The organism is Acinetobacter sp. YH12156 (genome assembly GCF_013418235.1).
Lineage (GTDB): Bacteria > Pseudomonadota > Gammaproteobacteria > Pseudomonadales > Moraxellaceae > Acinetobacter > Acinetobacter pseudolwoffii.
The window spans coordinates 28,693-55,094 of record NZ_VPCL01000011.1; the positions used below are offsets into that span (position 1 = coordinate 28,693).

Genomic DNA, 26,402 nt, shown 5'->3' on the forward strand with positions numbered 1-26,402 from the left:
AATTATTTAAAATCAACCTTGTAGGGATGTAAGTCATATAGATTAATCGTTGGCGTATTAACGCACCACTCGGCTATGCGGCTCAGTGTGATGCACTGTTTTTCCTAATTTCGTACCGGTATAGATCAGGTACAATGCCGACAAACCAACCAGTACATAAACAATTCGAGAAAGCGCAGTCATATCACCAAAGATTGCAGCAACCAAATTAAAGTCGAATGCACCAATTAAACCCCAATTGATGCCACCAATAATTGTTAAAGCGTAAGCAATCAGTCAATCGTATTTAGTCTCATAAGTCTTCTCCTGCTGTTCTTTAAGTTTATTTAAGGATCAGAGAAAGTATGAGAAGCAAAGCGCATTTAATATGTAGCTTTGATGCTAAAAACCGATTTTCTGTGTTGAATTCCTGTCAATTTTTAAGCTGCAAATTTTAACTGGGTGAGTTTTATTTGACTTGTTCGTGATAAATGTAATTGAAATCTTTTTTACTATCGTTGCGCAATCTCTCAAAAGATCTGGCTTCAAATCTATTAGAGCAGTCATAAAAAAAGCCGATCTAAGGATCGGCTTTTCATGTCTCTAAAATTAAGCAGCCTGTGCTTTCGCCATTAATGCTTCAATGTCTTCTACCGTTTTCACGACTTTCGCGGTTAACACCAACGGGCCATTTGCAGTGGCCACGACATCATCTTCAATCCGGATGCCAATGCCACGCCATTTTGCATCCACAGTTTCATCATCAGGTGCAATATATACACCCGGCTCAACGGTGACCACCATGCCTTCTTCATACGGACGCCATTCACCATCGACCTTATACGCGCCAACATCATGCACATCCATACCAAGCCAGTGACCCGTGCCATGCATGTAGAACTGGCGGAAAGCTTCTTTTTCTATAATGTCGTCGATATCACCTTGCATCAAGCCAAGATCAAGCAGACCTTGCACCAGGATGCGCACAGCAACATTGTGCGGTTCTTTATAGGAGTTGCCAATTTGCACGGCATTGATCGCAGCGATTTGGGCATCCAGTACCACGTTATACAAGGCTTTCTGTTCCGGACTGAATTTACCATTCACTGGAAAGGTACGGGTAATATCTGAAGCATAAAGCTGATATTCAGCCGCGGCATCAATCAACACCAAATCACCATCTTTCAGCGCTTTATCATTTTCTACGTAGTGCAGGATGCAGGCATTTTCACCGCCACCGACAATACTGTTATAGGCCGGAACACCGCCATTCTTGCCGAAAATATAATTCAGCTCGGCTTCGAGTGCATATTCCATCATGCCCGGACGTACTGCTCGCATCGCTTGAGTATGTGCATCTGCCGAAATATCTGAAGCAATTTGCATCAGTTCAATTTCATTGTCATCTTTATGCAGACGCATTTCGTCAATAATACGATCCAGCTGAATCACTTGAGCAGGTGCAGACGTACCACGCCGGCTTTCACCACTTGCAGTCGCAATCCATTTCGCTACACGTGCATCAAAATCCGCGTTGTGGCCAATGCGATAAAATAACTGGTCTTTATTTTGTAATTTTTCCAGAATTCCTTCATCTAGCAGATCAATCGGATAGGCTTCATCTGCATCATAATCCTGCATCGCCCCATCAATCCCTGCACGATAGCCATTCCAGATTTCCATTTCCCGGTTACGTTCCCGGCAGAATAAACTATAGCTATAGCCTTCTTCTTCAGTGTCAAAGGTTTCAATCACAGCCACAGCTTCAGGTTCTGAAAATCCGGTTAAATAGAAGAAACTACTGTCTGCACGGTATTTATAATCTGCATCACGGTTACGCATCGCCACCGGACTGGTCGCGATAATCGCAATACTGCGTAAACCAATTTCCCCTGCGAGAATACTGCGACGTTCCTGAAAATCAGCTTGTGTTAATTTCTTCATTACACCTTACTTCTTGTCAATTCATGCTTTTATTGAAATATTCTCTTGAAAACAGAACATATATTCTAATGAAACAGCAAAATATATGCCTGATTTCAAGCAGTGTGATGACATAGCTAACTATTTAGTTAGCTTGGACGTTTAGGCGAGAAAATTTCGACCACGCTTTGCGCCTCTGTAGCAGAAACCTGAGGCTGCACTTTTTGTGTCAATTGCTGCAAGAGTGGCGTTTCCTCAACCTCTACTTTTTTACGTCCCAAAGACAGGCTCACTGGAATCAGGCGCACAAATTCATACAATTCCTGATAGCTTTCTTCACCTTCGGCATCATCGTCTGAGTCTTCAAATTCAACCGCTGCAACATCTTGTAAATGTTCAATCAGTTCTACTTCGTCCTGACGAATATGACCAGAAGCCAGACCAAAACCTAACACCACGCCTGCGCACCAGTCCGCCAATGCCTGCACACGTTCTGAGAGCACATGCTCATCATCTGGAAGCAAAGGTAAATAATCCAGTTCATCTTCAGACAATGCATGGAAAACATCTTCAGCTTCGCCAGTCAACAGTTCTAATGCTTCGGCATCCAGTTCAGGCACATCCAGTGTTTCTAAAATCTGTAACCATTCTTCACTGCTCGGTGCCTGGGTGACACAAACAATCCCGGTCAGCAAACCATGCAGTTCACTCGGGCTAGAAATTTCCTCAATTGAAGAAAAATTGCGGTGCCATTCGGTCCAACCTGAAATATCGTCTTGCATTCGTTTATCCAATCTCTATACTGCTTATATATTACCTCTGTTTGCAACACTGTGCGACCTCGATATGTTAGAAGAATTACAGCGTCTACAAGTGCAGATTGGCGTGTTAAAAACGCGACTCGCACGGCTTGAAAGTGAGAATTCCAGTTTGCGCGAAGAGCAAGACTCTTCCATGGTGCAACATCAACAGCAAATTGAACAAAAGAACAGCGTGATTGCGCAAAAACAACAAGAAAATGAACACCTGACCGAACAGCTGACAGATTCTCGTGCCCAGTTTCAACTGCTCAATAATGATGCAACTGCACTGGCAGACCGTTATGGCCGTCTGGAAAAAAGCTGTACCGATCTGAAAAACCGTTTTCAGGAAATTCTGGCTGAACGAAATGAACTGCGGGTTTTGAAGGAAAAGATGCTGATCGAGCAGCGTCATGCCCAACAGGAAATTCAGCGCCTCAATCAGGAATCTGAGCGTTTAACCCAGAAAAATGAAAATGCCAAAGCCAAAGTTGAGGCGATTATTCAACGTCTGGCAATTCTCGGTACTGCGCAGGATCATCATGCACAAGAAATCCAACAACTGGCCCATCCGACTGAAGTGACTGAGGAAGCCTCATCATGAGTGAACAAATTGCAATTGATCTCAGAGTATTGGGGCATAGTTTCCGTCTGGCCTCTACTCCTGACAAGCAGGAAGAATTAGAGCGCGCGGCACAGTTATTGAATGATAAATACGATGAATTTCGTCGTAAAGCACCACGCATGGAACCCAGCAAGCTGATTATCATGGTGGCACTTGAGCTGATGCAGGAAGTCTTGAACATGAACAGATCACTGCAACAATATGCGCATTGCGAGCGTTTGTTACAAACCATTTTAGAAGAAGTTGAGGAACTAACAGAATAATCTCATATTCTGTTTAAACTTCGGCCATTTGGCTGAACTGTTTACAGTTCATGAACAGCATAGAGTTGCCACACCGACATTATCGTTTATAATTAACTTATCTCTGAGGTGTTCGCCAGCGGGTCTATATCCCTGCCGATACTTATATCTCCGGATGCGTTCTGCATATTTAGAGTGTATGCCTGCCTTCGTGCAGGAAACCCAGCAAGTATGCGTCGCGTCCACCTTGAACTCATCGGGTTCAGGGTAACGACATGCAGCGGCATCTTCGGAGTACTTTAATTTTTTGCTTAAAATATACTTATAATTCTCTTAAAATCCTTTCTAAACTTTCTCTCAGTTTTATATTTCAGTATTTATCTCGGTCATTTCTCAAAGTTCATTTTATTCATACCATTATCTGGTAGGCCTATAAAATGCTTAACAAGAAAATCGCTTTAACTTTCTTTTAAATACACATTGAATTTTCAAGTTATTTGATCTCGATCTAAAATAAACATGGCCCAGATTGCGGCAGGAATCCAGCCTAAAATTGAAATCTGCAGCATGAGACATATTGTTGCTTCAACCGGTTTGTGAATGGTCATAAATAAGGACCAGGGGAAAATAAAGGCAATCATCAACTTCATTTTAAATACCCTCTTGTGTTCGTGTTTGCAATTTTAATATCCAGTTTTTACTGGACTCTGTGTTCGCTCTTTTTAGTGTTATCAAAAAAAATATGCATGCTGTATCATTCTAAAAAACATCTCAAAAGCCTAATTCAGTTAGCTTAAATGCAGCTTAAAAATTATTTTAAATCAGCTTAGCGAACTTATATTTTCAGTTATCGTCTTGACGTTTTTATGAAAAAGACCTTGCTTTCACTCGCGCTGCCCAGCAGCTTTTCACTCGACTGAAACCCCTCATCTTTGGGCTGTTTAGGTGAAAACTGATTGCTACTTGGCAGCCGTATTCAAGGGTGATACCCGCCAAATCACGTCACCGACATCATCAGCCACTAAAATAGCGCCTGCAGAATCTACGGTTACACCAACAGGGCGCCCAAATGCTTTGCCCTGCTCGCTTAAAAATCCGGTTAAGACATCTTGAGGCTGACCGAAAGGCTGGCCATTTTGAAAGGGAACAAAAATCACTTTATAGCCACTATGCGGTTTGCGGTTCCATGAGCCATGCTGGCCAATCAGTGCACCATTTCGATAATGAGGCATCAGATCTGCTGTATAAAAACTTAAGCCCAATGATGCAGTATGATTACCCAAAGCATAGTCTGGTGGAATTGCCCGTGCCACCCGTGCAGGGTTTTGCGGCTTGACCCGTGTATCTACATGTTGGCCATAATAACTATAGGGCCAGCCATAAAAAGCACCGTCTTTAACCGAGGTGAGATAATCTGGAACCAGATCATTGCCGAGCTCATCACGCTCATTGACTACCGTCCAGAGTTTGCCACTCTGTGGTTGCCAGTCCATACCATTCGGATTACGAAGTCCGGTCGCAAAAGGTCGTGCTTGAGCATTAGCCAGGTCAAATTCCATGATCAGTGCCCGGCCTTCTTCTTGATCCAAGCCATTTTCAGCCACGTTACTGTTGGAACCTACCGTAATATAAAGTTTGCTGCCCGTAGGATTGGCAATGACATTTTTGGTCCAGTGATGGTTTAAACGACCCGCCGGTAAATCCAATACTTTGGTGCCGGTTGCAGTAATTTGAGTAGCACCTGCTTGATAAGGAAAGCGCATCAGGGCATCAGTATTGGCCACATACAACATATTGCCGACCAGTACCATGCCAAATGGAGAGTTGAGATTCTGTAAAAATACAGTTTTTTGTTCAGCGACTCCATCACCATTACTGTCACGAAGCAGACTAATGCGGTTAGCACTCGGATGCGATGAGCCGGCTCGCTGCATTACCCATTTCATGATTTTGCCTTTAATTCCTTTGCTATCATCAGGCTTGGGTGGTGCATCGGTTTCGGCCACCAGCACATCACCATTTGGCAATACATAGAGCCAGCGCGGATGCTGCAACCCTTTGGCAAATGCCTGAACTTTTAAACCTGTAGCGGGAGTGGGCATTTTACCCTCAGGCCAACCTTTGGCAGGTGCAATATTGACTGTAGGCAGCAAGCTGGATTTTGGTTTGGGTAACTGTGGCTGGGAACCATAACTGTCAGCAATTGGCGACTTGGATGGCATAGTACAAGCCGTCATCGCCAGCAGAAGTGCCAAGCCTGCACCAGGCAAAAAAAAGTGAACCGGCTGAATAGGCATTTTTATCTCTTGTTATTTTTTATCGTCATCGACTTACTTTAAAAAACAATTGGAGATGCTACTAGCGGCTTGATGTTTTTTCTGGTTATGAATTGGTTATCAATTTTGAAGTAGATTTGTTTTTTTGTCGTAGCAGCATGATGCACAAGAGCTAAAAGAATTCTGATCAGCCATTCGATTCAGGGATTGTTGTAATTCATCCAAGCAAAGCTCTGTTTTAAGGTTTCAGATACTGTTCAAAATAAAAGCCCATCTTTTGATGAGCTTCTACGTGCAAATCAGACCTGAATGATCCTAAACCTAGAGAATCTATGAGTAAGAGAGTCAGATATTCGTCTGAAATACTTCAAAAAACAATTAAGGGAACTCATCCAAACAGCTGGGTAATATTACACAGCCATATGAACTGCAACGGCTCATTGAATTTTCGCATTTCAACCACGAAATGCCGCTTCAATCGCGGAGATGTCAATTTTCTTCATGGTCATCATTGCATCAAAGGCGCGTTTGGCGGCGGCACGGTCAGAACTGGTCACTGCCTGAATAAGCACAATTGGCGTAATCTGCCAGGAAATGCCCCACTTGTCTTTACACCAGCCACACTCGCTTTCCTGACCGCCATTGCCAACAATTGCATTCCAATATCGGTCGGTTTCTTTCTGATCTTCAGTTGCCACCTGAAATGAGAATGCTTCGTTATGCTGAAATGCCGGGCCACCATTTAGTCCAATGCAGCTAATACCCAGCACCCTAAAGTCAACGGTGATGACATCGCCTTCTTTTCCAGAAGGATAGTCTCCGGGTGCAAGGTTGATCGCGCCAATTGAGGAGTCAGGAAATGTCTCGGCATAAAATCGTGCAGCAGCTTCAGCGTCGTTATCATACCAGAGGCAGATGGTGTTCTTCGCAATATTCATCATGTTCAATCTACATTGATTTAGGTCTTACGCGCTCTGCCTAGGCACAATGTGTTAGATCTATTGGGTTAATCAGAGATCTGATCCCTTCTCTATAATTCACTCAAAAACACAAAAAATCGATTTTAGATTTGTACCTTTATTAATCAAAATCTGTTTCATGATCATCAAAATGATGACTTAAAAACGCATGCTTCACAGAAAATAAAAAAATTATGACATTTTAAGCAGCCAATAATTCAATGCCTTTAATTAACCAATTTTAATCAAGTTTTTAGAGATGAGATTCATTATGAAATTTGCTGAACTTAACCAAGTTGCTACCTCGTCATATGAGAATCAAGATCACAATTATTTTTTACTTTTCCCGAATTCCCACTTAGACTAGAGCACACTTTTGTCAGATCTGCTTTTGCCCTATGACCATTCAAGAATTAAGAAGATACCTGCGTAAAACACGTCGTCATCTTTCTAAATTTGAGCAAAGGCAAGCTTCACAAAAAGTTTTAAATCGCCTTATACGTAGCCCGCAATTTATTCATGCCAAGCACATCGGCATTTATCTGCATGCTTTTGGTGAGATTCATACCCACACCATTATTGAACGCTGCTTTAAACTGGGCAAACAGGTCTATCTGCCTGCGATTTGCGACATGAATCAACAGCTGGTCTGGATCCGAATCAGCCAGCATCAATATCGCAACAAGCGCTTTGCCTATCATCGGCTGGGAATGCGGGAGCCCATGACGACACGTGGTACTCATGTTTCTAAGCTGGATTTATTGATCATGCCGCTGCTGGCCTGTGATCATTCAGGGACACGCATTGGGATGGGTGGCGGTTTTTATGATCGAACCCTGGCTTCTGCGCCCGGGCTTCCATTCCGTCTGGGACTGGCGCATGACTTTCAACTGCTTAGCCAGTCCTTAAAACGGGAAAAATGGGACCAACCCTTGGATGCTCTTATTACCCCGACAGTTTTTTTAGCTTTCAAACGCTAATTTCTCAATTTCCCTGTTGTGAACTACTTTAAAATCACATAATTAGTCATTTTTCATACAATTTAATCTTAACGCCCCTTGTATTTTTTAAATTACCCATCACTATTAAAACATGGCAACACCGTTGTCACTCATTAGGAGTGCTCATGTCTGAAATTATTATGAATCAAGAAACCTTAGAGCCTCAGGTTCCAAGTGTACTACCCCTTTTGGCGCTGCGTGATGTGGTGGTTTATCCGCATATGCAAATTGCGCTGTTTGTCGGTCGTGAAAAATCGATCAATGCAGTTGATGTGGCTCGTAACAGTGACAATCTAGTATTTGTAGTTGCGCAAAAAGATTCGCTTACAGAAGAAATTGATCACGACAATTTATATCAATACGGTACTGTCGCGAAGATTGTGCAAGTTGTGAATCACGAAAATGATGAAAACTGTATCAAAGTCCTGATTGAAGGACTGCACCGTGCCAAACTGAAAACCATCATTGACGAAAATGAGTATCTGACAGCAGAACATGAACTCAGCCCAATGACCGTTACGGTGGATGAAGACACTCAAGCCGTGCGCTTGCAAGAATTACGTGCGCTTTTTGCTCAATATGCAGAAGCGAAACTTCGTAATGCGCGTGAACTGATCACCGCAGCCAACAAAATTGAAGACCTGTTACAGTTATTATTCTTCGTGGCGACCCGTGTTCCATTGAATATTGATGTCAAACAAAAATTCCTGGAACATGATGAATTCGAAGCGCATTTAACTGAGCTGATGACTTATCTATTGCAACAATCTGAAGAACAGCAGATTGAGCAAACCCTGCATGACTCTGTTAAACGTCAGATGGAAAAGAACCAGCGCGAATACTTCCTGAATGAAAAAATGAAAGTCATTCAGCGCGAGCTTTCCGACATGAACGGCGGCGCGGAAGATGATGTCGCTGAAATTGAAAAACGTCTTGCTGAAGCAGATCTGCCTGAGCATGTACGCAAGAAAGCTGAAAACGAATTCCGTAAACTCAAAGCGATGCAGCCTGCCTCAAGTGAAGCAGCAGTTGTTCGCAACTATCTGGAAGTGATTCTGGATACACCGTGGAATAAAGCCAGCAAAGTCAGCATTAACCTGAACAAAGCACAGGAAATTCTGGATGCAGACCACTATGGTCTGGACGATGTCAAAGATCGCATTGTGGAATATCTTGCGGTTCAGTCGCGTGTGAAAAAATTGCGTGGCCCGATTCTGTGTTTAGTCGGCCCTCCGGGTGTTGGTAAAACCTCACTGGGTGAGTCGATTGCCAAAGCAACTGGTCGTGAATTTGTACGTATGGCGCTGGGTGGTGTACGTGACGAAGCCGAGATTCGTGGTCATCGTCGTACCTATATCGGTGCGATGCCAGGTAAAATCGTGCAGTCATTGACTAAAGTTGGGGTGAAAAACCCGTTGTTCTTGCTCGATGAAATCGACAAGATGGCGCAAGATTACCGTGGTGATCCGGCGTCTGCGATGCTCGAAGTCCTCGATCCATCACAGAACAACAAGTTCAGTGATCACTACCTGGATCTGGATCTGGATCTGTCTGAAGTAATGTTTATCTGTACCGCAAACAGCATGAACATTCCTGAAGCCTTGCTGGATCGTATGGAAGTGATTCGTCTTCCGGGTTATACCGAAGAAGAAAAAGTCAATATTGCAGATCGTTATCTGGTACCAAAAGCCATTAAAAATAATGGCCTGCGTGCTAAAGAGTTAACTGTGCATGAAGAAGCGATTCGTGACATCGTGCGCCGTTATACCCGTGAAGCCGGTGTACGTAGCCTTGAGCGTGAAGTATCCAAAATTGCACGTAAAGTGGTCAAAGAAGCGGTGAGCAAAAAAGCCAAAAACCTTCAGATTGAAGTGACAGCAGGCAATCTTCCAGATTACTTGGGCGCACATAAATTTGACTATGGTATGGCGGAAGAAGAAGCACAAATCGGCCGTGTCAATGGTCTGGCCTGGACTTCGGTGGGTGGCGAATTGCTGACCATTGAGGTTGCAGCCGTTCCAGGTAAAGGCAAGTTCATTACCACCGGTTCTCTTGGCGATGTCATGAAAGAATCAATTACCGCTGCCATGACTGTGGTGCGTACCCGTGCAGATGAGCTTGGCATCGAAGCGTCCCGCTTTGAAGAAACCGATGTGCACGTGCATTTACCGGAAGGTGCGACACCGAAAGATGGTCCATCCGCAGGTTTGGCATTGACCACTGCATTGGTATCTGCATTTACCGGGATTCCGATTCGTCCGGATATCGCGATGACAGGTGAAACCAGTCTGGGCGGTCGTGCGCTGCGTATCGGTGGCTTGAAAGAGAAACTTTTGGCAGCCCATCGTGGTGGCATCAAGCTGGTCTTCATTCCACAGGAAAACGTACGTGACCTGGCGGAAATTCCAGAAAATGTCAAAGAAGGTCTAGAAATTAAAGCCGTAAAATCGATTGATGAGATTTTACCGCTGGCACTGACCTCTTTGCCAAAAGCCTTGGTTAAAGCACCAATTGTGAAAACCAAAGAAGAAGCGAAAGCAGCCCGTCATTAAGATAAGCTGATTTGCCAAAACCCTGCTCCGGCAGGGTTTTTTATTGTGTAAAGAAATTGATTAAGGTTGCAAGGCCATCGCTACCAGCCCATCAATCACATAGGTCATCTTTTTCAGATCCAGTTTATCCAAGGTGTCCAGCTCAGTATTATAATAAGGGTTACGATAATGCGCCGTATCAGTAATTAACATGGTCGAATAATTGAATTTGGCATAATTCAGATAACCAGAAAAATTCATGTCCTGAGCAAAAGTTGGGCTGATAAAACGTTGACATTCCAGACGGTTAAGACTTTGCATGGCAGTACAATAATCTCCGGTCATGCCAGTCGAGGCCAAATGACCAATGGCAGCAATAAAGTTCCCATGATCTGGATAAATCCATTTCAACCCCACCGGATAAGTCTGCACCAGATTTTCATCAAAATAGCCAATTGAATCCAGAATCACCACACCTTTCAGCTTCTGCTTTTTTTTCTTGAGCGACTTGGCATGAATATAGCTGCCCATATGTTCTGTCTTGAAAAAAGGCGGCTCTTCCAAGGTATAAAAAGCAAATTCGATCTCATGTTTGAGCTTGGATTTTTGCAAGGCCAATAATCTTGCGGTTTCCAGTAAACCTGCCACTCCCGAGGCATTATTGTCAGCACCATATCGATCACTAAAGACATCATAATGCGTGCCCATGACCATTTTGGTTTTGGCCTGAGCATTTAAATGGCAAATGACATTTCGATAGCTTAGGCTATTAACTACATAGACCTGAAACTGACAGGGAATGCCAAAACGCTGCATCTGTCCTTTAATCCATGCAGACACTCGGTTCAGTTCTTTAACATTCTTGTAATTTCGAAATTCATCGACACTCATGATCTGGCTGAAAAACAATTCCAGATGAGAAATTTGAGCGCGTGTGTTGGTATTGGCGGTACTGAGACTTGAGCCGATTAGACCGGTGACCAACAGCAGCAAAGTACAACATCCTTTTATGATGACCTTAGTCCGCATTTATTATTATCCATTCCTTTATCAAGCGGAGACTTGAACTCAGGACATTAAAGCAGCACTAAATCCTTCATTTCAATTTCAATTTGTTTCCTGACTCAACTTCGTGTTGTTTGATCGTTATAATGAAGTATCCAATTATTGATCTGTCTGTATGAAAATCCGTATCCTGACCATTGGTCAAAAAATGCCAGCATGGGTGCTGACTGGTTTTGAAGATTATTTCAAACGTATTCAGCCCTTTGTACAGACCCAGATTATTGAACTGCCCATGGCCAAGCGCGGCAAAAACGATTCTGAAGCGGATATCCTGAAATATCGAAATATTGAGGGTGACAGCATTTTAAATGCACTCAAGCAGAACGAAATCCTGATTGCGCTAGAAGTGGGTGGACGTGAGTTCAGTACCGAAAAACTGGCTGAAACCATGAAAGGCTGGATGCTGGAAGGCAATGATGTGGTACTGGCGATTGGCGGGCCAGATGGTCATTCGGAAGCAGTACGTAAAGCTGCTGCATGGCATTGGTCCCTGTCTAAGCTCACACTCCCCCATCCCATGGTTCGGGTCATGCTGATTGAACAACTGTACCGTGCAATGACCATTAACCATAATCATCCCTACCATCGTGCAGGTTAATGACGTTGCTGAAGCGTTCTGTTTATGCAACGTTTTGTTGAATAATTCCTCCTGCTTTTTTCGCTATTTTTAATGCATTATTGAGACATCTTCTAGATGTGGTTTGACTTATGAACTTACAAACGTTGCCCGGCTTATTTATTTCTCATGGCTCTCCTATGCTGGCGCTGAATCCTGAGCAAGTGGGTCCTGCCTTGCATCGTTTAAGCGAAAACCTGCCACGCCCGGAAGCGATTATTATCATGTCAGCGCACTGGGAAAGTGAGGCACTGGAAGTCAGTAGCGGTATTCGACCAGAGACCTGGCATGATTTCCGTGGTTTCCCGCCAGAGCTGTATCAATTACGCTATCCTGCACCGGGAAATCCTGAACTGGCCGAGCAGATCTTGGGTTTGCTGGCCAATGCCGGTTTTGCCGCACATGCCAATAGTACTCGTCCACGTGATCATGGCGTGTGGATGCCGCTGCTGCATATGTATCCGGATGCGGATATTCCAGTGGTTGAAATTTCCTTGCCCATGTCGATGAGTGCCGATGAAATCTATAAAATTGGTCAAAGTCTGGCACCGCTACGTGAGCAGCAAATCCTGCTGATTGGTTCAGGCAGTATCACGCATAACCTACGTGAACTGTCTTGGGATGGAACGGCGGCTGATGTACCGGTATGGGCATCAGATTTCCGCAATTTTGTCGTCCATAAACTGGCCCATAGCGATTATGATGCGATACTGGACTGGTCCAATATTCCACACATGGCGCGTAATCATCCAACACTGGAGCATTTTGCCCCGATCTTCTTTGCGATGGGGACCGGAAGCCGTTTTAGTCTGGTACATAGCAGTTTTAGCATGGGTTCTCTGGGCATGGATGTTTACCGCTTCGATTAATCTTGATTGAAAACTTAAAATTTTAACTTTTAAATTTGGATACATTTTGCAACCAAAATCTGCGATATGTATCCATATCTTTTAGAAATGCATCCGTTATCATTTCAATTCTTTGTTCTTTATTATAAATCCATGAAATTAAAATTTATTGTACTGGCATTATTACCTTTAACTTTTGCAGCCTGTCAGTCTGGTGATATTCAGCAGGCTGGAGATCGTACAGTGGCTACCCTACAACAAAAAAGTGCAAATCAGCTTCTTTCTGCCTACCACTGGCAACTAGATCGCGGGCTGGAACGACCAATCGTGCTCAGTTTCGATGCTCAAGGCCGCCTGAGCGCCGTGACGGGCTGCAATGGACTCAGTACAAACTGGTCAGTGAAAGATAATATTATCAGCACCAGCGAAGTCATAGGAACCGAAATGGCCTGCGATACCGCACTGATGCAACAGGAACGCTTTGTCAGCCAGCTTTTACAAAAACGTGCAATTCCTTTTGCGCTCAATACCACGAACCTTGACCAGCCGACCCTAACGCTTTCCGCTGCCGATGGTCAAAAATATGAATTTACCGGGAAAATGACTCCGGAAACCAGATATCAGGGGCAAGCTGAAACAATTTTTCTGGAAATTTCCCCAGATACCAAATCATGTACCGGTGTGGCTCAGCAAAGCTGCTTGCAAGTTAAACAGGTTAAATATGATCAAAACGGTCTGAAGACCCAGGTCGATAAGGACTGGACATTATTCTATGACCAGATTGAAGGTTTTCAGCATTCACCGAATGAACGCCAGATTATTCGGCTAAAACGTTTTGAAATTAAGAACCCTGCGGCAGATCAATCTAAATATGCTTATATTTATGACATGGCAGTCGAGCGCGAAGCCCTGAAAGGTTCATTATAAAATATCTATCCATAAAAAAACCGAGGCTATGGCCTCGGTTTTTTTAAAGCGACACTCAATCAGACTTAGAATACGCCTTGAGCAAGCATTGCATCAGCCACTTTTACGAAGCCTGCAATGTTGGCACCGTCTACATAGTTCACAGTACCGTCTTCTTTGGTACCGAATTTTACGCAGTTACGGTGAATTTCTTTCATGATCGCATGTAAACGCTCATCAACTTCCTCAAAGGTCCAGCCTAAACGCAATGCATTTTGCGACATTTCCAGACCAGAAGTGGCAACACCACCTGCATTTGATGCTTTACCTGGCGCATAAAGCGTTTTCGCTTCAATGAATTTCTCTACAGCAGCCAAGGTTGAAGGCATGTTTGCACCTTCAGCGACACAGATCACGCCATTTGCGAGAAGCTTTTCAGCATCCTCCGCATCCAGTTCGTTTTGAGTCGCGCATGGCAGTGCGATATCACATGGAATACCCCAAGGACGTTGTCCTTCCAGATATTCAAAACCATGTTTAGAGGCAAATTCTGAAATACGACCCCGTTTTACGTTTTTAAGTTCCATCACTTCAGCAAGCAATGCTTCAGTGAAACCGTCTTTGACGTGAACCGTACCCGCAGAGTCAGAAAGTGAAACCACTTTCGCGCCCAGATACAACGCTTTGTCAGCAGCATATTGCGCAACGTTACCAGAACCTGAAATTGCGACAACTTTGTCTTTGAAGCTTTCGCCACGAGACTTGAGCATTTCCTCAGCGAAATACACAGTACCGTAACCCGTTGCTTCCGGACGCGCCAATGAACCACCGAAGGTTAAACCTTTACCGGTGAATACACATGCAGTGTCGTTACTTAATTTTTTCATCATGCCGGCCATATAGCCCACTTCACGACCGCCCACACCAATATCACCTGCAGGGATATCTGTGTTCGCACCCAGGTGACGATATAGCTCGATCATTAAAGCTTGGCAGAAACGCATGATTTCGCCTTCTGATTTGCCTTTAGGGTCAAAATCAGAACCGCCTTTACCACCACCCATAGGAAGTGTGGTTAAAGCATTTTTAAATGTTTGCTCAAAGCCTAAGAATTTTAGGATTGAAAGATTCACTGAAGGGTGGAAACGCATACCACCTTTAAATGGACCGATCGCTGAGTTGTATTGTACGCGGAACGCACGGTTTACCTGAGTTTGACCTTGGTCATCTACCCAAGAAACTCGGAACTGGATCGCACGTTCTGGCTCAACTAGACGTTCTAGCAAACCATGTGCTGCGTATTGTGGATTCTTTTGAATGAATGGCCACAAACTGGTCATCACTTCTTCGACAGCTTGAAGAAATTCTGGTTGGTGTGCATCACGTGATTTTACGTAATCTAGGAACTCATTAAGTGTGTTGTATTTCAACGCTTAATCCTCAGCAGAAAATGGATCAAAATTGGTCAAATTTACAATCAATGTTAAATTTTGGCGCAAAATATTAAATATCTTTTGTAACTAATCTACAATACTTTTTTTGAAAATACTTTAAAATTAATTTGATAACAAATATTTATATTGATTATGAATATTTTTTCTATGTCAGGAAATGCCAATTGAATCAAGGCTTAGATTCAGATTTATGCTTAATAATAAGGCATAACTTGACCCTTAATTGCGCACGACTTAGGAGTTTAAAAATATGTTAAAATGCATAACTCGACATATTTTGTTTCACTTACTGCAAAGCTCAGCATGAGCAGCTCTGGTTATTCATGAATTCGCCAATTTCTCTGGTCCAATCGATTGATGCTTTACTCCCTCAAACCCAATGTGGACTCTGTGGTCATCGTGACGGATGTTTACCTTATGCCCAGTCGATTGCTGAGGGTGAAAATGCCAATAAATGTGTGCCAGGCGGACAGCCTGTTGCCGATGCTTTGGCTGCATTATTAAATCGTCCTGAACTTGTGGCAGAAGAAAGTGTCTGGCCCATTCAAGCCGACGGTCGCCCGCAGCGCATCAAAGCCGTAATTCGTGAAGATGAATGTATAGGCTGTACCAAATGTATTAGCGCCTGCCCGGTCGATGCGATTATTGGCGCCGGCAAACTGATGCATACAATTCTGACCGATCTGTGTACTGGCTGCGAACTGTGCATTCCACCGTGTCCGGTTGACTGTATCGATCTGGTCGAAGACCCACAGCCTTTGCCGACTGAAGCACAGCGTATTGCTGAGCAGGACGATTTACGTCAGCGCTATTATGCGCATATCCAGCGTGAAGAAAAACGCCGTACTGACCGCAAGGGCCCAGTCGTCCGTGCAGAAATCAATACTGCCCTGTTTGCCCAGTTCTCTGCTTTAAATGAGCAGCTTCCTGTGATTGGAGTCGTGAATAAGCCGGCGAATACTCCGATTACGCTAGATTCTAAAACCACGATTGAACTGGCAAAACTACGCACCCAAATTAAAAAGCTGGAAAAACAGCTTTCGGTTCGTGAAGATGCCAGCAAACGCCTGCAACTGACAGAATTAGCTGAAAAATTACAGACCTTACAGGGATAAGTACATGACCACTGCGAGCACAAAACCTGTAAAAAACATGACCAAAAAACAGATTCAGACCTTTTTTGAACGCCTGCGTGAACAGCGCCCCAATCCGAAAACCGAACTGAATTATGCCAATCCCTTTGAATTACTGGTGGCAGTAACGCTCTCTGCCCAAGCCACCGATGTCAGCGTGAATAAGGCCACGGACAAACTGTTTCCAGTCGCCAATACACCGGAAGCGATTTATGCGCTCGGTGTGGATGGTTTAAAGGAATATATCAAGACCATTGGTTTATATAACTCAAAAGCAGTCAACGTAATTAAAGCCTGTGAGATGCTGATTCAGAAGCACAACAGCGTGGTACCGGATAATCGTGCGGATCTGGAAGCCTTGCCGGGTGTGGGACGGAAAACGGCCAATGTGGTGCTGAATACTGCCTTTGGTCAACCGACCATGGCGGTGGATACACATATTTTCCGGGTTGGTAACCGTACCGGGCTGGCTACAGGTAAAAATGTGCTTGAAGTTGAGCATCGACTGGTCAAAGTGATTCCGAAAGAATTTATCATTGATTCTCATCACTGGCTGATTTTACATGGCCGTTATTGCTGTATTGCCCGTAAACCGAAATGTCATGAATGTGTGGTCGCCGATGTGTGTAACTGGCCTGATCGTTTTGAATTTGGTGCAGCACGCGCAATTGCAGTGAAGAATATCGCTATTTCTGAATAGAATTGCAGAACTAAACTAAGACCGAAAAAAAGGTGATCAATACCTCACCTTTTCTACAATTTTCAGCATACCGCTTTTATTTAAAACTGGACTCAGCTTCCACTGAAGCATGCCGAATTATTTATTCTGATCGTGTTCAGCCTGTTCCTGTTCTTTTTTGCGCTGTTCAAGCTCCGCCTGCAATTTCGGGTGCAACTGGCGTTGTGGATGCTTGGCTGCATTTTCTGCACGTTCTTCCTGACGTACTTTATTCAGTATTTTAAAACTCATATAGAACAGACCCATCAACACTGCCAGAAATATAACCATTAATACCAACACGCCAAATTTCATAGCCATAGCACCTGTTCAAATACGCAATAAAAAAGAGCCCTAATATGACTTAGGGCTCTTCGATTGTCAAAATCATCGTTAGCCGATTATTTTGCTTGATCCAGAATCGCGAAAAGCTCAGTCTGAACCTGATCGATTGGACGCAGACCGTTTAACTTGTTGTAAGTCGGTGCATTTTCACCTGATGCTGCACGGCCCTGATAGAAGCCCACCAGTTGCTCCGTTTCAGTATGGTAAGAACCTAAACGCTTACGAATTGTCGCTTCCAGATCATCTGGACGCTGAACCAGATCTTCACCCGTTTCGTCATCTTTACCTTCCACTTTTGGCGGGTTGTAAACGATGTGATACACACGGCCAGATGCCGGGTGCTGACGACGGCCAGAAAGACGTTGTACGATCTCTTCATCTGGAACATCGATTTCAATCACGTGATCGATGTTGATACCTTCGTTTTCTAAAGCTTCTGCTTGAGGAATGGTACGCGGGAAACCATCAAAAATACAGCCATTTACACAATCAGGTTGCGCAATACGCTCTTTGACCAGACCAATGATCAACTCATCAGAAACCAAACCGCCATTGTCCATGACACTTTTAGCTTGTAGACCTAATTCAGTTCCTTCACGAATTGCAGCACGGAGCATATCACCGGTTGAAATTTGTGGGATATTGTAGCGCTTACAGATCAACTGAGCTTGTGTACCTTTACCTGCTCCAGGTGGTCCGAGTAAGATAATGCGCATATATAAACATCCTCATTTAAACAATATGTATGACGCCACGACCACAATCGCCCGATTGTGTCCCCCGGCATCTCATTATAAGAAAGCCACAAACAAATGGATTAAACCCGCGACAAAACCGGTTACCCCACCCAATAAAATCAGAATCCATTCATCTTCCTGAAATGCAGGACGTAAAAGATTCTGAAACTCCTTCGGAGTCAACTCGCGTATGCGGTCTCTAAACATTTGATAGATTTTCTGTGCACGGCTCGCATTAAATGCTGGGTCGCATACAGGCACCATCGTAATTTCAATCGAGCGATCGATCAAGTCCGTCTTGAGTTTTGCATACTCTTTTGGCCCTAAAGACAGCTGTAAAGAGGTCCGAACCAGGGGTGTTTCCATAATTTCATTAATATGACGTTTGACAATGCGGCGGGTTTTGTCTTTTTTCCCGCCATACATCATCTCGGTCATGATCGATTTTAACGTAATCAGATCTTCTGTGACTACACTTGCGAAAACATCAGAGACTTCATCCTGACGTTTCATAAATGCGCCTTGTATGTTATAGGTGCCAATACGCGGAATGACAGGTTTAATCCATGGAAACTTGCGACTTGTGGTACGGCTAAAGAATTGCGGGTACTTTACCGGGTGCGGATAGAGCGGGTTGAATACCATCCAGATCGCAATCCAGTTAGTCAAAAAGCCCCAGATGGCAGCCCAGAACGGGACAGTCCAGTGCCAAGGCACCACGAACCAGACAATCATCTGGAAAATACCAAAGAACATGCCGATGAGTGCACTGATATGCCAAATAAAATTGATTTCTTTTTGGCCCACTTTCAGGAACATGCGCACCATTAACCGACGGTCACCTTCCATCTGGCTGACCACCATTTCACGCATATCGACAAGTGACTCGACGTTCATGGTCAGCTCGGTCACCAATTCACGCAAAATTGCCGGCATTTGTTTTTGTGCCTGTGCATAAATTCTGCGTTTGATGGCAAAAGGCAGGTTTTCCCAAAGGACTGCATTACGATCCATCATCACTTCATCAATCAGATGTTCAAGTTCAAAACCAACCTGTTCACCAATGATCCGTGCCATATCATCTGGATCCATCGCCTCTAAAAACTCGCGAATAGAACCCAATTTAGACAAAGTGTTATCGGTAATAATGCCTGAAATACGGCCAGCTTTGCGTGGCACGATCCCCTGCCAGCCGACAGGTACAGGACCGAGATGGACACCCCAAAAATTGATCGGATAAAACACCATTTTCAGTGCCATCCAGACGTGAGCCCACGTTACAAATGCGGTCACCGGAATAATGCTGAGCACGGCCCAAAAATCCGGGCGATTCACAAAGGTTTGCCACAATTCGTTGACGTACTCAAGCATGCATAAGTTCCATATTTAATTTTTTGTTCACAGAATACACATATTTATAAGGTCAAATATTTTGTCTATAAACCGATACTTAAAGTATAGGAAAATTGTAGTCGCGGTTCAGTTTCGGCCACCACACGACCATTTCGATCTTCAAATTTCTCTCCGGCACCAATGCCGACACTAAAACTGCTGATTCGCTCTGAACTCAACAAAACATAGGCCAAATCAATTCCAGCACCTAAGCGGGCCTTGTATTCATTGTCGACGCGTTTGCTTTCAATATGACCCGCATAGCCTCCGACATAATACCCATTTTCATCCTTGCCGGTCAGATGCGCAGGATAACGAAAGCCTACTTGTCCCCCTATCGTTCGATCATCATCCAGAAAAACCCCACCTTTCACATAAGCAATCCCATAAGGATTAACCCATTCAGTATTTAAATGTACCAGCTTCCGGGTAAAACCAGCCCCAACATTAAAGGCTTTTGCCTGAGTCGCTTCTACTTTATCTGCAGTATTATTGATTTGATCATGTGCATAGGCCCCGTTCGCCCACAATGCAAACGCCAACAAAGGGTAAACCTTGTTCATTCCTTCACCATCTTCCTTAATTATAGTTTTTGGTATAGTCCTATTTTTATTCGATTTTACTGTATCAGAATTATCACAACTCTTATATACAGCACTTTACAATTTTCATGTCTGCAAAGTCAAAGCTTAAAGGAACTGATCGTAATGGCAGTTTTTCATTATCAAATCAAGTCCAGTTGCGTTAGAATATTCCACTTTGATTCTTTCCTCCTTTCCTCAGGTCTCAAGTCGATCGCGTATGAAGCAGCACTTTCCTTTAAAAAATGCACAACAAGAAAAGCGCATCTATCGTAGTCGAGTATGGATTTCTGTTGGAATCGTCATCTTTTTTATGCTGCTGCTGGTCAGCCGCTATGCTTATTTACAACTCTTTAATTTCGAGACCTTCAGTACCGCTTCTGACCAAAACCGGATTCGTCTACAACCTCTGCCTCCAGCGCGCGGTTATATTTATGACCGTAACGGCGTATTGCTGGCCGATAACTACCCGGTTTTTACCGCAACTTTAAGCCGCGCTGATGTGCAGGATATTGACCAGACTTTGGAACGTCTGAAGCCTATTCTGGAGCTGACCGAAGAAGATATTGAACGCTTCCAAAGCCGGATCAAAACAGCACGTAGAACCGAACGGGTTTCGATCAAGCTCAACCTGAATGAAAATGATATTGCCCGTTTTAGCGAGGTCAAATATCAGTTTCCGGGCGTGAATATTGAAACCCAGATGACCCGCTATTATCCGCATGGCGACCTGTTTGCCCATGTGATTGGTTATGTGGGCCGGATTAATGACAAAGAACTCAAAGCCATTGACAAGGATCTGTATGCCGGGACCAACCTGATCGGGAAAATTGGGGTAGAAAAATCCTATGAAGAACTTCTGCATGGGGTGCCAGGAAATGAATCGGTAGAAGCGGATGCTTTTGGTAATGTGCTACGGCATTTGGGCCGTAAGGATCCGGTGCGCGGTAATGATCTGTTCTTGTCACTGGATTATGGTTTGCAGGTGGTGGCTTCAGAGCAACTGGCTGGACGCCGTGGTGCGATTGTGGCGATGAATCCGAAAACTGGGGAAATTCTGGCGCTGGTTTCCAGCCCAAGTTTCAATCCAAATCTGTTTGTGACCGGTATCAGTCATAAAGATTATAGTGATCTGCGTGATAATCTGGATCAACCTTTATACAACCGCGCCGTGCAAGGGGTTTATCCTCCTGGTTCAACCATTAAACCGATGTTTGCATTGGGCGGCCTGCATTATGGTCTGGTGGACTGGGATACCACTATTTCTGATCCGGGCTATTTCAGTCTGCCGGGCGATAGTCACCGCTTCCGTGACCATAAAAAATCCGGGCATGGCGCAGTCAACATGCACAAAGCTCAGGTCGTTTCTTGTGATACTTATTTCTATGTCATGTCCTACCGCATGGGCATTGAGAAAATGAACACCTGGATGCGTCAGTTTGGTTTTGGTGAAAAAACCGGCGTGGATTTACCAAGTGAAAGCTCAGGACTGTACCCGAACCCGGAATGGAAGATGCGTACCCGTAACGCCAAATGGTTACGAGGTGAAACTATTTCGGTGAGTATCGGTCAGGGGGCTTTCACTTCAACGCCGTTACAACTGGCCATGGCAACGGCCATTACCGCCAACCATGGCAATAAAGTCATTCCGCATGTGTTACGTGAAAGTCGCGGTGCCAAAGCGTTCAAGGTACATAATGGTACCCACGGCAAGATCGATTTTAATGGTCAGGAAGAAGACTGGATCAAGATGCGTGATGCCATGGTCGACGTGATTCAATCTGGTACAGGCCGAGGCATCAAAAGTGGCTTACAATATTCCATTGCAGGTAAAACCGGTACAGCTCAGGTGAAGAGCATTGCTCAAGGCAAGCGTTATAATGAATCCTTATTGACCGACCGTCAGCTGGATCATGGCCTGTTTGTCGGTTTTGCACCTGCTGAAAATCCTGAAATTGCGATTGCGGTCATTCTGGAAAATGGTCGTGGCGGTAGTGCAGCCACTGTGCTGGCTCGTCCGATTTTTGATTATTGGTTGCTGCATAAAGATAAGAAGCCGGTACGCCCGCAAGGTCATCAGCTCAGTGGTGGTCTGATGACAGCCGGAATCAAGCCTGCTGAATTGCCAAGTGGTGCAGGCATGTTGAGTCAAGATGCAGCAACTGTAGCTCCAGCCAATATTCAGCCACCAGATCCTGCCACCAATCCATCTGCAAATGCAGCTGCTCCAGCTGTAGCACCTCCTGCTCCCACACCGGTAGAACGAGACTAAAATGAAAAACCAACTTCGAATTATTGGGGGTGACTGGAAACGTCGTCAACTACCTTTTGCCAGTATTGAGGGTTTACGCCCGACGCCTGATCGAGTACGCGAAACCCTGTTTAACTGGCTTATGTGGGACGTACAAAATGCACAGGTTTTGGACATTTGTGCAGGATCTGGTGCCTTGGCTTTTGAAGCCTTATCGCGTGGTGCGGCCTCAGTCGTCATGATTGAACCGGATCGTACTCAGGCACAATTCCTGACCCAGAATCTTGAACTATTACAAGTCACCAAAGCACGCGCCCAATTGAAAATAGCAACGGCGCAGCAAGCTTTAACCAGCCTGCAAACACAATTTGATCTGGTTTTTCTCGATCCACCGTATAACCTGAACTTATGGGAAGAGCTGGCATTACAGGCGGATCATCTGGTGAAAAATAATGCTTATATTTATGTGGAAGCAGACCGTGATCTACAGTTGCTTAAATTACCAGTGTCATGGCGACTCATTAAAAATACCAAAGCCGGTACAGTGCGTGCAGGGCTTTATCAAAAAAGTGTTTCTTAAATAAAGTCACAATTAAGACCCATTAAAAAAAGGATTCCGCGGTGGAATCCTTTTTTGTCAATAATAGTCAAACTGAAAGACGCGAGAAGTATTTTAGTCACGATCACGGCGCCAATCACGGTTGTCACCTCTGTCACGCTTCCAATCCCGATGATCTCTATGCTCCCGATTTTTCCAGTCACGATCCTTGTGGTCTCGATCATAATGTCCGTTGCGATCCCGGTGATCACGAGAACCATCATCCCATGGATCAACCACACAACCAGTTAATGACACTGCCAATACAGAAAGTAAAATCGCTTTTTTAATCATGTCCCTAATCTCTTTACTGCACCCTATCAGTATCAGGCGAGTTCATGGAGACTAAACGAACTCATTGTTGCTCTGTTGTAGTGATTTATGCATTTTTATGCAGGAATAAAAAACTCATTCCTTATTTTCGTTTTAATATTTTACGCACATTTGAACTTTAATTTGCATAAATACAGCTAACTAAAAGCTTGGCTTTTGCCCTGATCTTTAGAATACTGCTGCCTTTCCTTCTGACCTGACCTTTATGACCTGGCTGTTATTTATTCTTGGTGCAATGGTCGCTGGTTTCGTACAGGGGCTGACCGGTTTTGCCTTTGCCCTGATTGCCATGTCATTCTGGGTCTGGGTATTGGCTCCGCAACTGGCAGCGCCCTTGCTGGTATTTGCTTCTATCTGGAGTCATTTAATTTCACTGACGCAGGAACAGAAGCCCCCAATATTATCTAAACAGTGGCTACTGCCTTATTTAGTGGCTGGTCTGATTGGCGTACCGCTCGGCACTTACCTGCTGCACATCATCCAAGCTGATACATTTAAATTGGTTTTGGGCATTTTTCTGGTGCTCTGGTCTCCGCTGATGCTGCTCAATCCACAAATCAAAACCATTCAGCGCTCGGGAAAAATAGCCGACAGTAGTATCGGATTGATGGGTGGAATATTAGGTGGACTCGGTGGTTTTTGTGGAGCCGTCCCTTCAGCATGGGTGATGTTGAAACAACTCCCGAAAGCCCAGCAACGCTATATCTTGAGGCATTTTAATTTTGCAGTTCAGGTCTTCGCACTCGGTACCTATCTGTGGCAAGGTATGATCGATCAAAGTCATTTACCCTATATGGCAGTGTTAATAGTTTTTGTCAGTATTCCGGCCATTTTAGGGGCAAAACTCTTCTATAAAATTTCTGAACTGCTGTTTAAACGTATTATCCTAAGTTTGCTGTTCAGCGCCGGCTGTTTTCTTATAGCGTCCCAATTCATTTAAGCCCAATCTCATGCAGAGTTGGTTTACTTTGCCTCAGGCTTGAATCCGCTGACATAACTGCTATGTTAGGGCCAATATTTCGTAATATAGATCATCATTATGCAGATTCGTGATCAGATTGTTCTCGTTACCGGCGGAGCACGTGGCTTGGGTTTGGCGATTACTCAAGCCCTATTGGCAGAAGGTGCTCGCGTCGTCGTCAATTATCATAGCAGTCAGCAAACCGCCGAACAGCTTGCGCAGCAGTATCCCGAGCAGGTCTTTATTTATCAGGCCGATGTCACTCAGGCTGATCAGGTACGGACTTTATTTGCTGCTGCAAAAAAGCATTTCGGGGAAGCGATTCATGCGGTCGTCAATAATGCGCTGATTCAGTTTGAATTTAATGGGGATGATCGTCCTAAGGTTGAAGATTTAACTTGGGAGACCATGTCGCGTCAATTCAGTGGTGCAGTACAGGCCGCCCTCAATACCACGCAAGCCGCACTGGACGATATGAAGCACACGGGTTTTGGCAGGATCATCAATATCGGCACAAACTTAGTGCAAAATCCGGTGGTTCCTTATCATGACTATACCGCAGCAAAAGCGGCTTTATTGGCCTTTACTCGCACTACGGCGCAGAATTTGGGACAATATGGTATTAATGTCAATATGCTCTCTGGCGGCCTGTTACAAACCACAGATGCCAGTAAAGCCACACCAGACTTTGTTTTTGATCTAATTGCTCAATCAACTCCTTTACGCCGCGTGATTACACCAGAAGAGTTTGCTGCTGCAATCCTGATGTTTTTATCGCCTTATTCACGTGCCGTGACCGGACAAAACCTGATTGTGGATGGCGGCTTGGTTAAAGGTTAACTGACCAGAGAATAGACCGGGATTTTTAGATTCTATTGTTCTATTTTTTGACCATCTGGTAGATTAAAAAGGTTTTGTGACCGGATTTTACTTCTACAATACGGTGTTCCCATAAAACCTTTTGTCTATTTTCTATGAAATTTATCACGACATTGCTCAGTACCTTATTGCTGGCAGGTTGTATGTCTAGCGATCTGAAAAAATCGGAACAGCTGCTGCAAAATTTCCAGTGCTCCCAGATCGAGATGTCACAGATGTCGCATACCAGTATGACCGATTATTATCAGCATTCGCTCTATAGCACAAAATCCAAGGCCGAAGCGTATATCGAGCATTATCACCAAGGTGAAAAGTTATTTGATATTCCCTTATCGGAAGTTGTGCAACAGCAATATGAGCTGTATAAAAGTGCCTGTCAAAGCCTCGGTGGAATTTTACCCGCTTCTGAAAACTAAGTAGTATTTGTCTGATATTCTTAATTCTTAGGCAATAAAAAAGCAGGGAAAATACCCTGCTCTTTTTACAACGCAATTTTAATTCTGATAATAACGCTGATCGACACTGAAACATTCAGGGAATTTTGGCTGAATATCTACATAAAATGCCATGATTTCCGCCATATCTTTTTCATAATCCCCTGTCGGATAAACAATTTTACCTACGCCAGTTTTTTTCTTGGCATAGTCCATATAAGCCAACGCAATCGGTACACCCGCATTGATCGCAACATGATAAAAACCGGTTTTCCACTGTTCCTGTTTGGCACGCGTTGCTTCTGGTGTGACCAGCATGACCAGTTTGGGATGGGTCTTAAATAAATCCGTCATCACCTGTACCATGCTCGGACGCGGTTCACCCGGCTGCTTAGGTCGACGGTCAATCCCGATTCCGCCCATCGCCCGTACAAAAGGCCCCAATGGAAATTTCATATAACTGTCTTTAATGGTTAAGCGAACATTTACGCCCAATGCTTTTAAGGCCAGTCGCGCATACAGTGCATCCCAATTACTGGTATGAGGAGCAGCAATCATGACACATTGGTCTAAATCTAGGGGCCAATGGTTATCAATTTCCCAACCCATCAGGTTCAGGCTTTGTTCTGCTAACTTCTCAAACACGTCACGCACCAATTCTATTCAAAATAGCGCGAATTTTAGCAACCTCGGCAAATATAGATAGTGCTCTATGATCAATAAATAAACAATTAATCTATATTTGTATAATTAGAATTTTTAAATGAATAGTTGATTATTTTTGCCACCTTCAACTTATCTCATACATCAATTTA

Annotated in this window: 27 protein-coding genes, 1 other RNA gene and 1 pseudogene; 15 read left to right on the plus strand and 14 right to left on the minus strand. The window is 44.1% G+C overall.

All coding sequences use genetic code 11. From position 1 onward, the window contains the following. Nucleotides 1-57 precede the first annotated feature (57 nt). From FTU87_RS10040 to FTU87_RS10050, 3 genes and pseudogenes are all read right to left on the minus strand, one after another. A pseudogene (locus tag FTU87_RS10040) lies at nt 58-296 on the minus strand (DUF378 domain-containing protein). Nucleotides 297-588: 292 nt separating this feature from the next. Beyond that, on the minus strand, nt 589-1,923 hold the full coding sequence (gene pepP, locus FTU87_RS10045) for a Xaa-Pro aminopeptidase (protein ID WP_005096353.1): 1,335 nt from the start codon (nt 1,921-1,923) through the stop codon (nt 589-591). A gap of 128 nt (nt 1,924-2,051) precedes the next feature. Continuing rightward, nucleotides 2,052-2,684 carry a UPF0149 family protein gene (locus FTU87_RS10050; RefSeq protein WP_005096352.1) on the minus strand — a complete coding sequence of 211 codons (633 nt, stop codon included), beginning with the start codon at nt 2,682-2,684 and terminating at the stop codon, nt 2,052-2,054. A 64-nt stretch (nt 2,685-2,748) separates the two neighbouring features. Between FTU87_RS10050 and FTU87_RS10055 the strand changes: the two genes are divergently transcribed. From FTU87_RS10055 to ssrS, 3 genes are all read left to right on the plus strand, one after another. Next, on the plus strand, nt 2,749-3,306 hold the full coding sequence (locus tag FTU87_RS10055; RefSeq protein ID WP_100328787.1) for a hypothetical protein: 558 nt from the start codon (nt 2,749-2,751) through the stop codon (nt 3,304-3,306). Next, entirely contained in the window at nt 3,303-3,590 is a 288-nt protein-coding gene (locus tag FTU87_RS10060) for a cell division protein ZapA (protein WP_004279505.1), read from the plus strand. Before FTU87_RS10055 ends, FTU87_RS10060 begins: the two co-directional genes overlap by 4 nt. Before the next feature lie 97 nt (nt 3,591-3,687). Continuing rightward, a non-coding RNA gene (ssrS, locus tag FTU87_RS10065) (6S RNA) lies at nt 3,688-3,868 on the plus strand. Between the two features lie 189 nt (nt 3,869-4,057). Here the strand turns inward: ssrS and FTU87_RS10070 are convergent. The 3 genes from FTU87_RS10070 to FTU87_RS10080 all read right to left on the minus strand — a co-directional run bounded on the left by FTU87_RS10070 (nt 4,058) and on the right by FTU87_RS10080 (nt 6,783). After that, the gene (locus tag FTU87_RS10070) at nt 4,058-4,219 is read right to left on the minus strand and encodes a YqaE/Pmp3 family membrane protein (RefSeq protein WP_005096350.1); all 162 of its coding nucleotides are present in this window, start codon (nt 4,217-4,219) and stop codon (nt 4,058-4,060) included. A gap of 309 nt (nt 4,220-4,528) precedes the next feature. Beyond that, on the minus strand, nt 4,529-5,806 hold the full coding sequence (locus tag FTU87_RS10075) for a sorbosone dehydrogenase family protein (protein WP_244881215.1): 1,278 nt from the start codon (nt 5,804-5,806) through the stop codon (nt 4,529-4,531). 494 nt (nt 5,807-6,300) lie between these two features. Further along, entirely contained in the window at nt 6,301-6,783 is a 483-nt protein-coding gene (locus FTU87_RS10080; RefSeq protein ID WP_171304285.1) for a VOC family protein, read from the minus strand. A 419-nt stretch (nt 6,784-7,202) separates the two neighbouring features. Between FTU87_RS10080 and FTU87_RS10085 the strand changes: the two genes are divergently transcribed. Both FTU87_RS10085 and lon read left to right on the plus strand, forming a co-directional pair. Continuing rightward, on the plus strand, nt 7,203-7,784 hold the full coding sequence (locus FTU87_RS10085) for a 5-formyltetrahydrofolate cyclo-ligase (RefSeq protein ID WP_180039479.1): 582 nt from the start codon (nt 7,203-7,205) through the stop codon (nt 7,782-7,784). 146 nt (nt 7,785-7,930) lie between these two features. Further along, nucleotides 7,931-10,357 carry an endopeptidase La gene (gene lon, locus FTU87_RS10090; RefSeq protein WP_180097227.1) on the plus strand — a complete coding sequence of 809 codons (2,427 nt, stop codon included), beginning with the start codon at nt 7,931-7,933 and terminating at the stop codon, nt 10,355-10,357. Between the two features lie 60 nt (nt 10,358-10,417). On the opposite strand, the gene FTU87_RS10095 is transcribed toward lon, so the two are convergent. Next, nucleotides 10,418-11,365 carry a M28 family peptidase gene (locus FTU87_RS10095; RefSeq protein WP_159138038.1) on the minus strand — a complete coding sequence of 316 codons (948 nt, stop codon included), beginning with the start codon at nt 11,363-11,365 and terminating at the stop codon, nt 10,418-10,420. Between the two features lie 151 nt (nt 11,366-11,516). On the opposite strand from FTU87_RS10095, the gene rlmH reads away from it, so the two are divergent. From rlmH to FTU87_RS10110, 3 genes are all read left to right on the plus strand, one after another. Beyond that, the gene (gene rlmH / locus FTU87_RS10100; RefSeq protein WP_005096341.1) at nt 11,517-11,999 is read left to right on the plus strand and encodes a 23S rRNA (pseudouridine(1915)-N(3))-methyltransferase RlmH; all 483 of its coding nucleotides are present in this window, start codon (nt 11,517-11,519) and stop codon (nt 11,997-11,999) included. Nucleotides 12,000-12,109: 110 nt separating this feature from the next. Continuing rightward, the gene (locus tag FTU87_RS10105; RefSeq protein ID WP_005096339.1) at nt 12,110-12,886 is read left to right on the plus strand and encodes a class III extradiol ring-cleavage dioxygenase; all 777 of its coding nucleotides are present in this window, start codon (nt 12,110-12,112) and stop codon (nt 12,884-12,886) included. Between the two features lie 132 nt (nt 12,887-13,018). Next, nucleotides 13,019-13,792 (plus strand): META and DUF4377 domain-containing protein, encoded by a 774-nt coding sequence (locus FTU87_RS10110; protein ID WP_218944864.1) that lies wholly within the window; start codon nt 13,019-13,021, stop codon nt 13,790-13,792. A gap of 65 nt (nt 13,793-13,857) precedes the next feature. Here the strand turns inward: FTU87_RS10110 and gdhA are convergent, their stop codons facing one another. Further along, nucleotides 13,858-15,201 carry an NADP-specific glutamate dehydrogenase gene (gene gdhA, locus FTU87_RS10115; RefSeq protein ID WP_074383062.1) on the minus strand — a complete coding sequence of 448 codons (1,344 nt, stop codon included), beginning with the start codon at nt 15,199-15,201 and terminating at the stop codon, nt 13,858-13,860. Nucleotides 15,202-15,548: 347 nt separating this feature from the next. Between gdhA and FTU87_RS10120 the strand changes: the two genes are divergently transcribed. Both FTU87_RS10120 and nth read left to right on the plus strand, forming a co-directional pair. Then, nucleotides 15,549-16,340, plus strand: coding sequence for an RnfABCDGE type electron transport complex subunit B (locus FTU87_RS10120; RefSeq protein ID WP_100355266.1), 792 nt, complete (start codon nt 15,549-15,551; stop codon nt 16,338-16,340). A gap of 4 nt (nt 16,341-16,344) precedes the next feature. Next, on the plus strand, nt 16,345-17,058 hold the full coding sequence (gene nth, locus FTU87_RS10125) for an endonuclease III (RefSeq protein WP_005096332.1): 714 nt from the start codon (nt 16,345-16,347) through the stop codon (nt 17,056-17,058). A gap of 117 nt (nt 17,059-17,175) precedes the next feature. Here nth and FTU87_RS10130 read toward each other — a convergent pair whose 3' ends face one another. The 4 genes from FTU87_RS10130 to FTU87_RS10145 all read right to left on the minus strand — a co-directional run bounded on the left by FTU87_RS10130 (nt 17,176) and on the right by FTU87_RS10145 (nt 20,113). Continuing rightward, nucleotides 17,176-17,391 carry a DUF3149 domain-containing protein gene (locus FTU87_RS10130; RefSeq protein ID WP_005096331.1) on the minus strand — a complete coding sequence of 72 codons (216 nt, stop codon included), beginning with the start codon at nt 17,389-17,391 and terminating at the stop codon, nt 17,176-17,178. An 86-nt stretch (nt 17,392-17,477) separates the two neighbouring features. Next, entirely contained in the window at nt 17,478-18,137 is a 660-nt protein-coding gene (gene adk / locus FTU87_RS10135) for an adenylate kinase (protein WP_005096329.1), read from the minus strand. A 75-nt stretch (nt 18,138-18,212) separates the two neighbouring features. After that, a complete protein-coding gene (locus FTU87_RS10140; RefSeq protein WP_005096327.1) occupies nt 18,213-19,529 on the minus strand; it encodes a hypothetical protein in 1,317 nt (438 codons plus the stop codon). A gap of 65 nt (nt 19,530-19,594) precedes the next feature. Further along, nucleotides 19,595-20,113 (minus strand): hypothetical protein, encoded by a 519-nt coding sequence (locus tag FTU87_RS10145; RefSeq protein ID WP_180097231.1) that lies wholly within the window; start codon nt 20,111-20,113, stop codon nt 19,595-19,597. A gap of 238 nt (nt 20,114-20,351) precedes the next feature. Here FTU87_RS10145 and mrdA point away from each other — a divergent pair, with 238 nt between their 5' ends. Both mrdA and rsmD read left to right on the plus strand, forming a co-directional pair. Next, a complete protein-coding gene (mrdA, locus tag FTU87_RS10150) occupies nt 20,352-22,403 on the plus strand; it encodes a penicillin-binding protein 2 (RefSeq protein ID WP_074383064.1) in 2,052 nt (683 codons plus the stop codon). Between the two features lies 1 nt (nt 22,404). Continuing rightward, nucleotides 22,405-22,962 carry a 16S rRNA (guanine(966)-N(2))-methyltransferase RsmD gene (gene rsmD / locus FTU87_RS10155; protein WP_074383065.1) on the plus strand — a complete coding sequence of 186 codons (558 nt, stop codon included), beginning with the start codon at nt 22,405-22,407 and terminating at the stop codon, nt 22,960-22,962. A 93-nt stretch (nt 22,963-23,055) separates the two neighbouring features. On the opposite strand, the gene FTU87_RS10160 is transcribed toward rsmD, so the two are convergent. Beyond that, entirely contained in the window at nt 23,056-23,274 is a 219-nt protein-coding gene (locus FTU87_RS10160; RefSeq protein ID WP_005171910.1) for a hypothetical protein, read from the minus strand. Nucleotides 23,275-23,518: 244 nt separating this feature from the next. Here FTU87_RS10160 and FTU87_RS10165 point away from each other — a divergent pair, with 244 nt between their 5' ends. The 3 genes from FTU87_RS10165 to FTU87_RS10175 all read left to right on the plus strand — a co-directional run bounded on the left by FTU87_RS10165 (nt 23,519) and on the right by FTU87_RS10175 (nt 25,569). Then, nucleotides 23,519-24,253: a sulfite exporter TauE/SafE family protein gene (locus FTU87_RS10165; RefSeq protein ID WP_005171912.1), complete on the plus strand. Its 735-nt coding sequence runs from the start codon at nt 23,519-23,521 to the stop codon at nt 24,251-24,253. 99 nt (nt 24,254-24,352) lie between these two features. Then, the gene (locus FTU87_RS10170) at nt 24,353-25,114 is read left to right on the plus strand and encodes a 3-oxoacyl-ACP reductase (protein ID WP_180097233.1); all 762 of its coding nucleotides are present in this window, start codon (nt 24,353-24,355) and stop codon (nt 25,112-25,114) included. Between the two features lie 134 nt (nt 25,115-25,248). After that, nucleotides 25,249-25,569 carry a hypothetical protein gene (locus FTU87_RS10175; RefSeq protein WP_005096317.1) on the plus strand — a complete coding sequence of 107 codons (321 nt, stop codon included), beginning with the start codon at nt 25,249-25,251 and terminating at the stop codon, nt 25,567-25,569. A 78-nt stretch (nt 25,570-25,647) separates the two neighbouring features. On the opposite strand, the gene FTU87_RS10180 is transcribed toward FTU87_RS10175, so the two are convergent. Then, a complete protein-coding gene (locus tag FTU87_RS10180; RefSeq protein ID WP_180097290.1) occupies nt 25,648-26,196 on the minus strand; it encodes a 1-acyl-sn-glycerol-3-phosphate acyltransferase in 549 nt (182 codons plus the stop codon). Nucleotides 26,197-26,402 lie beyond the last annotated feature (206 nt).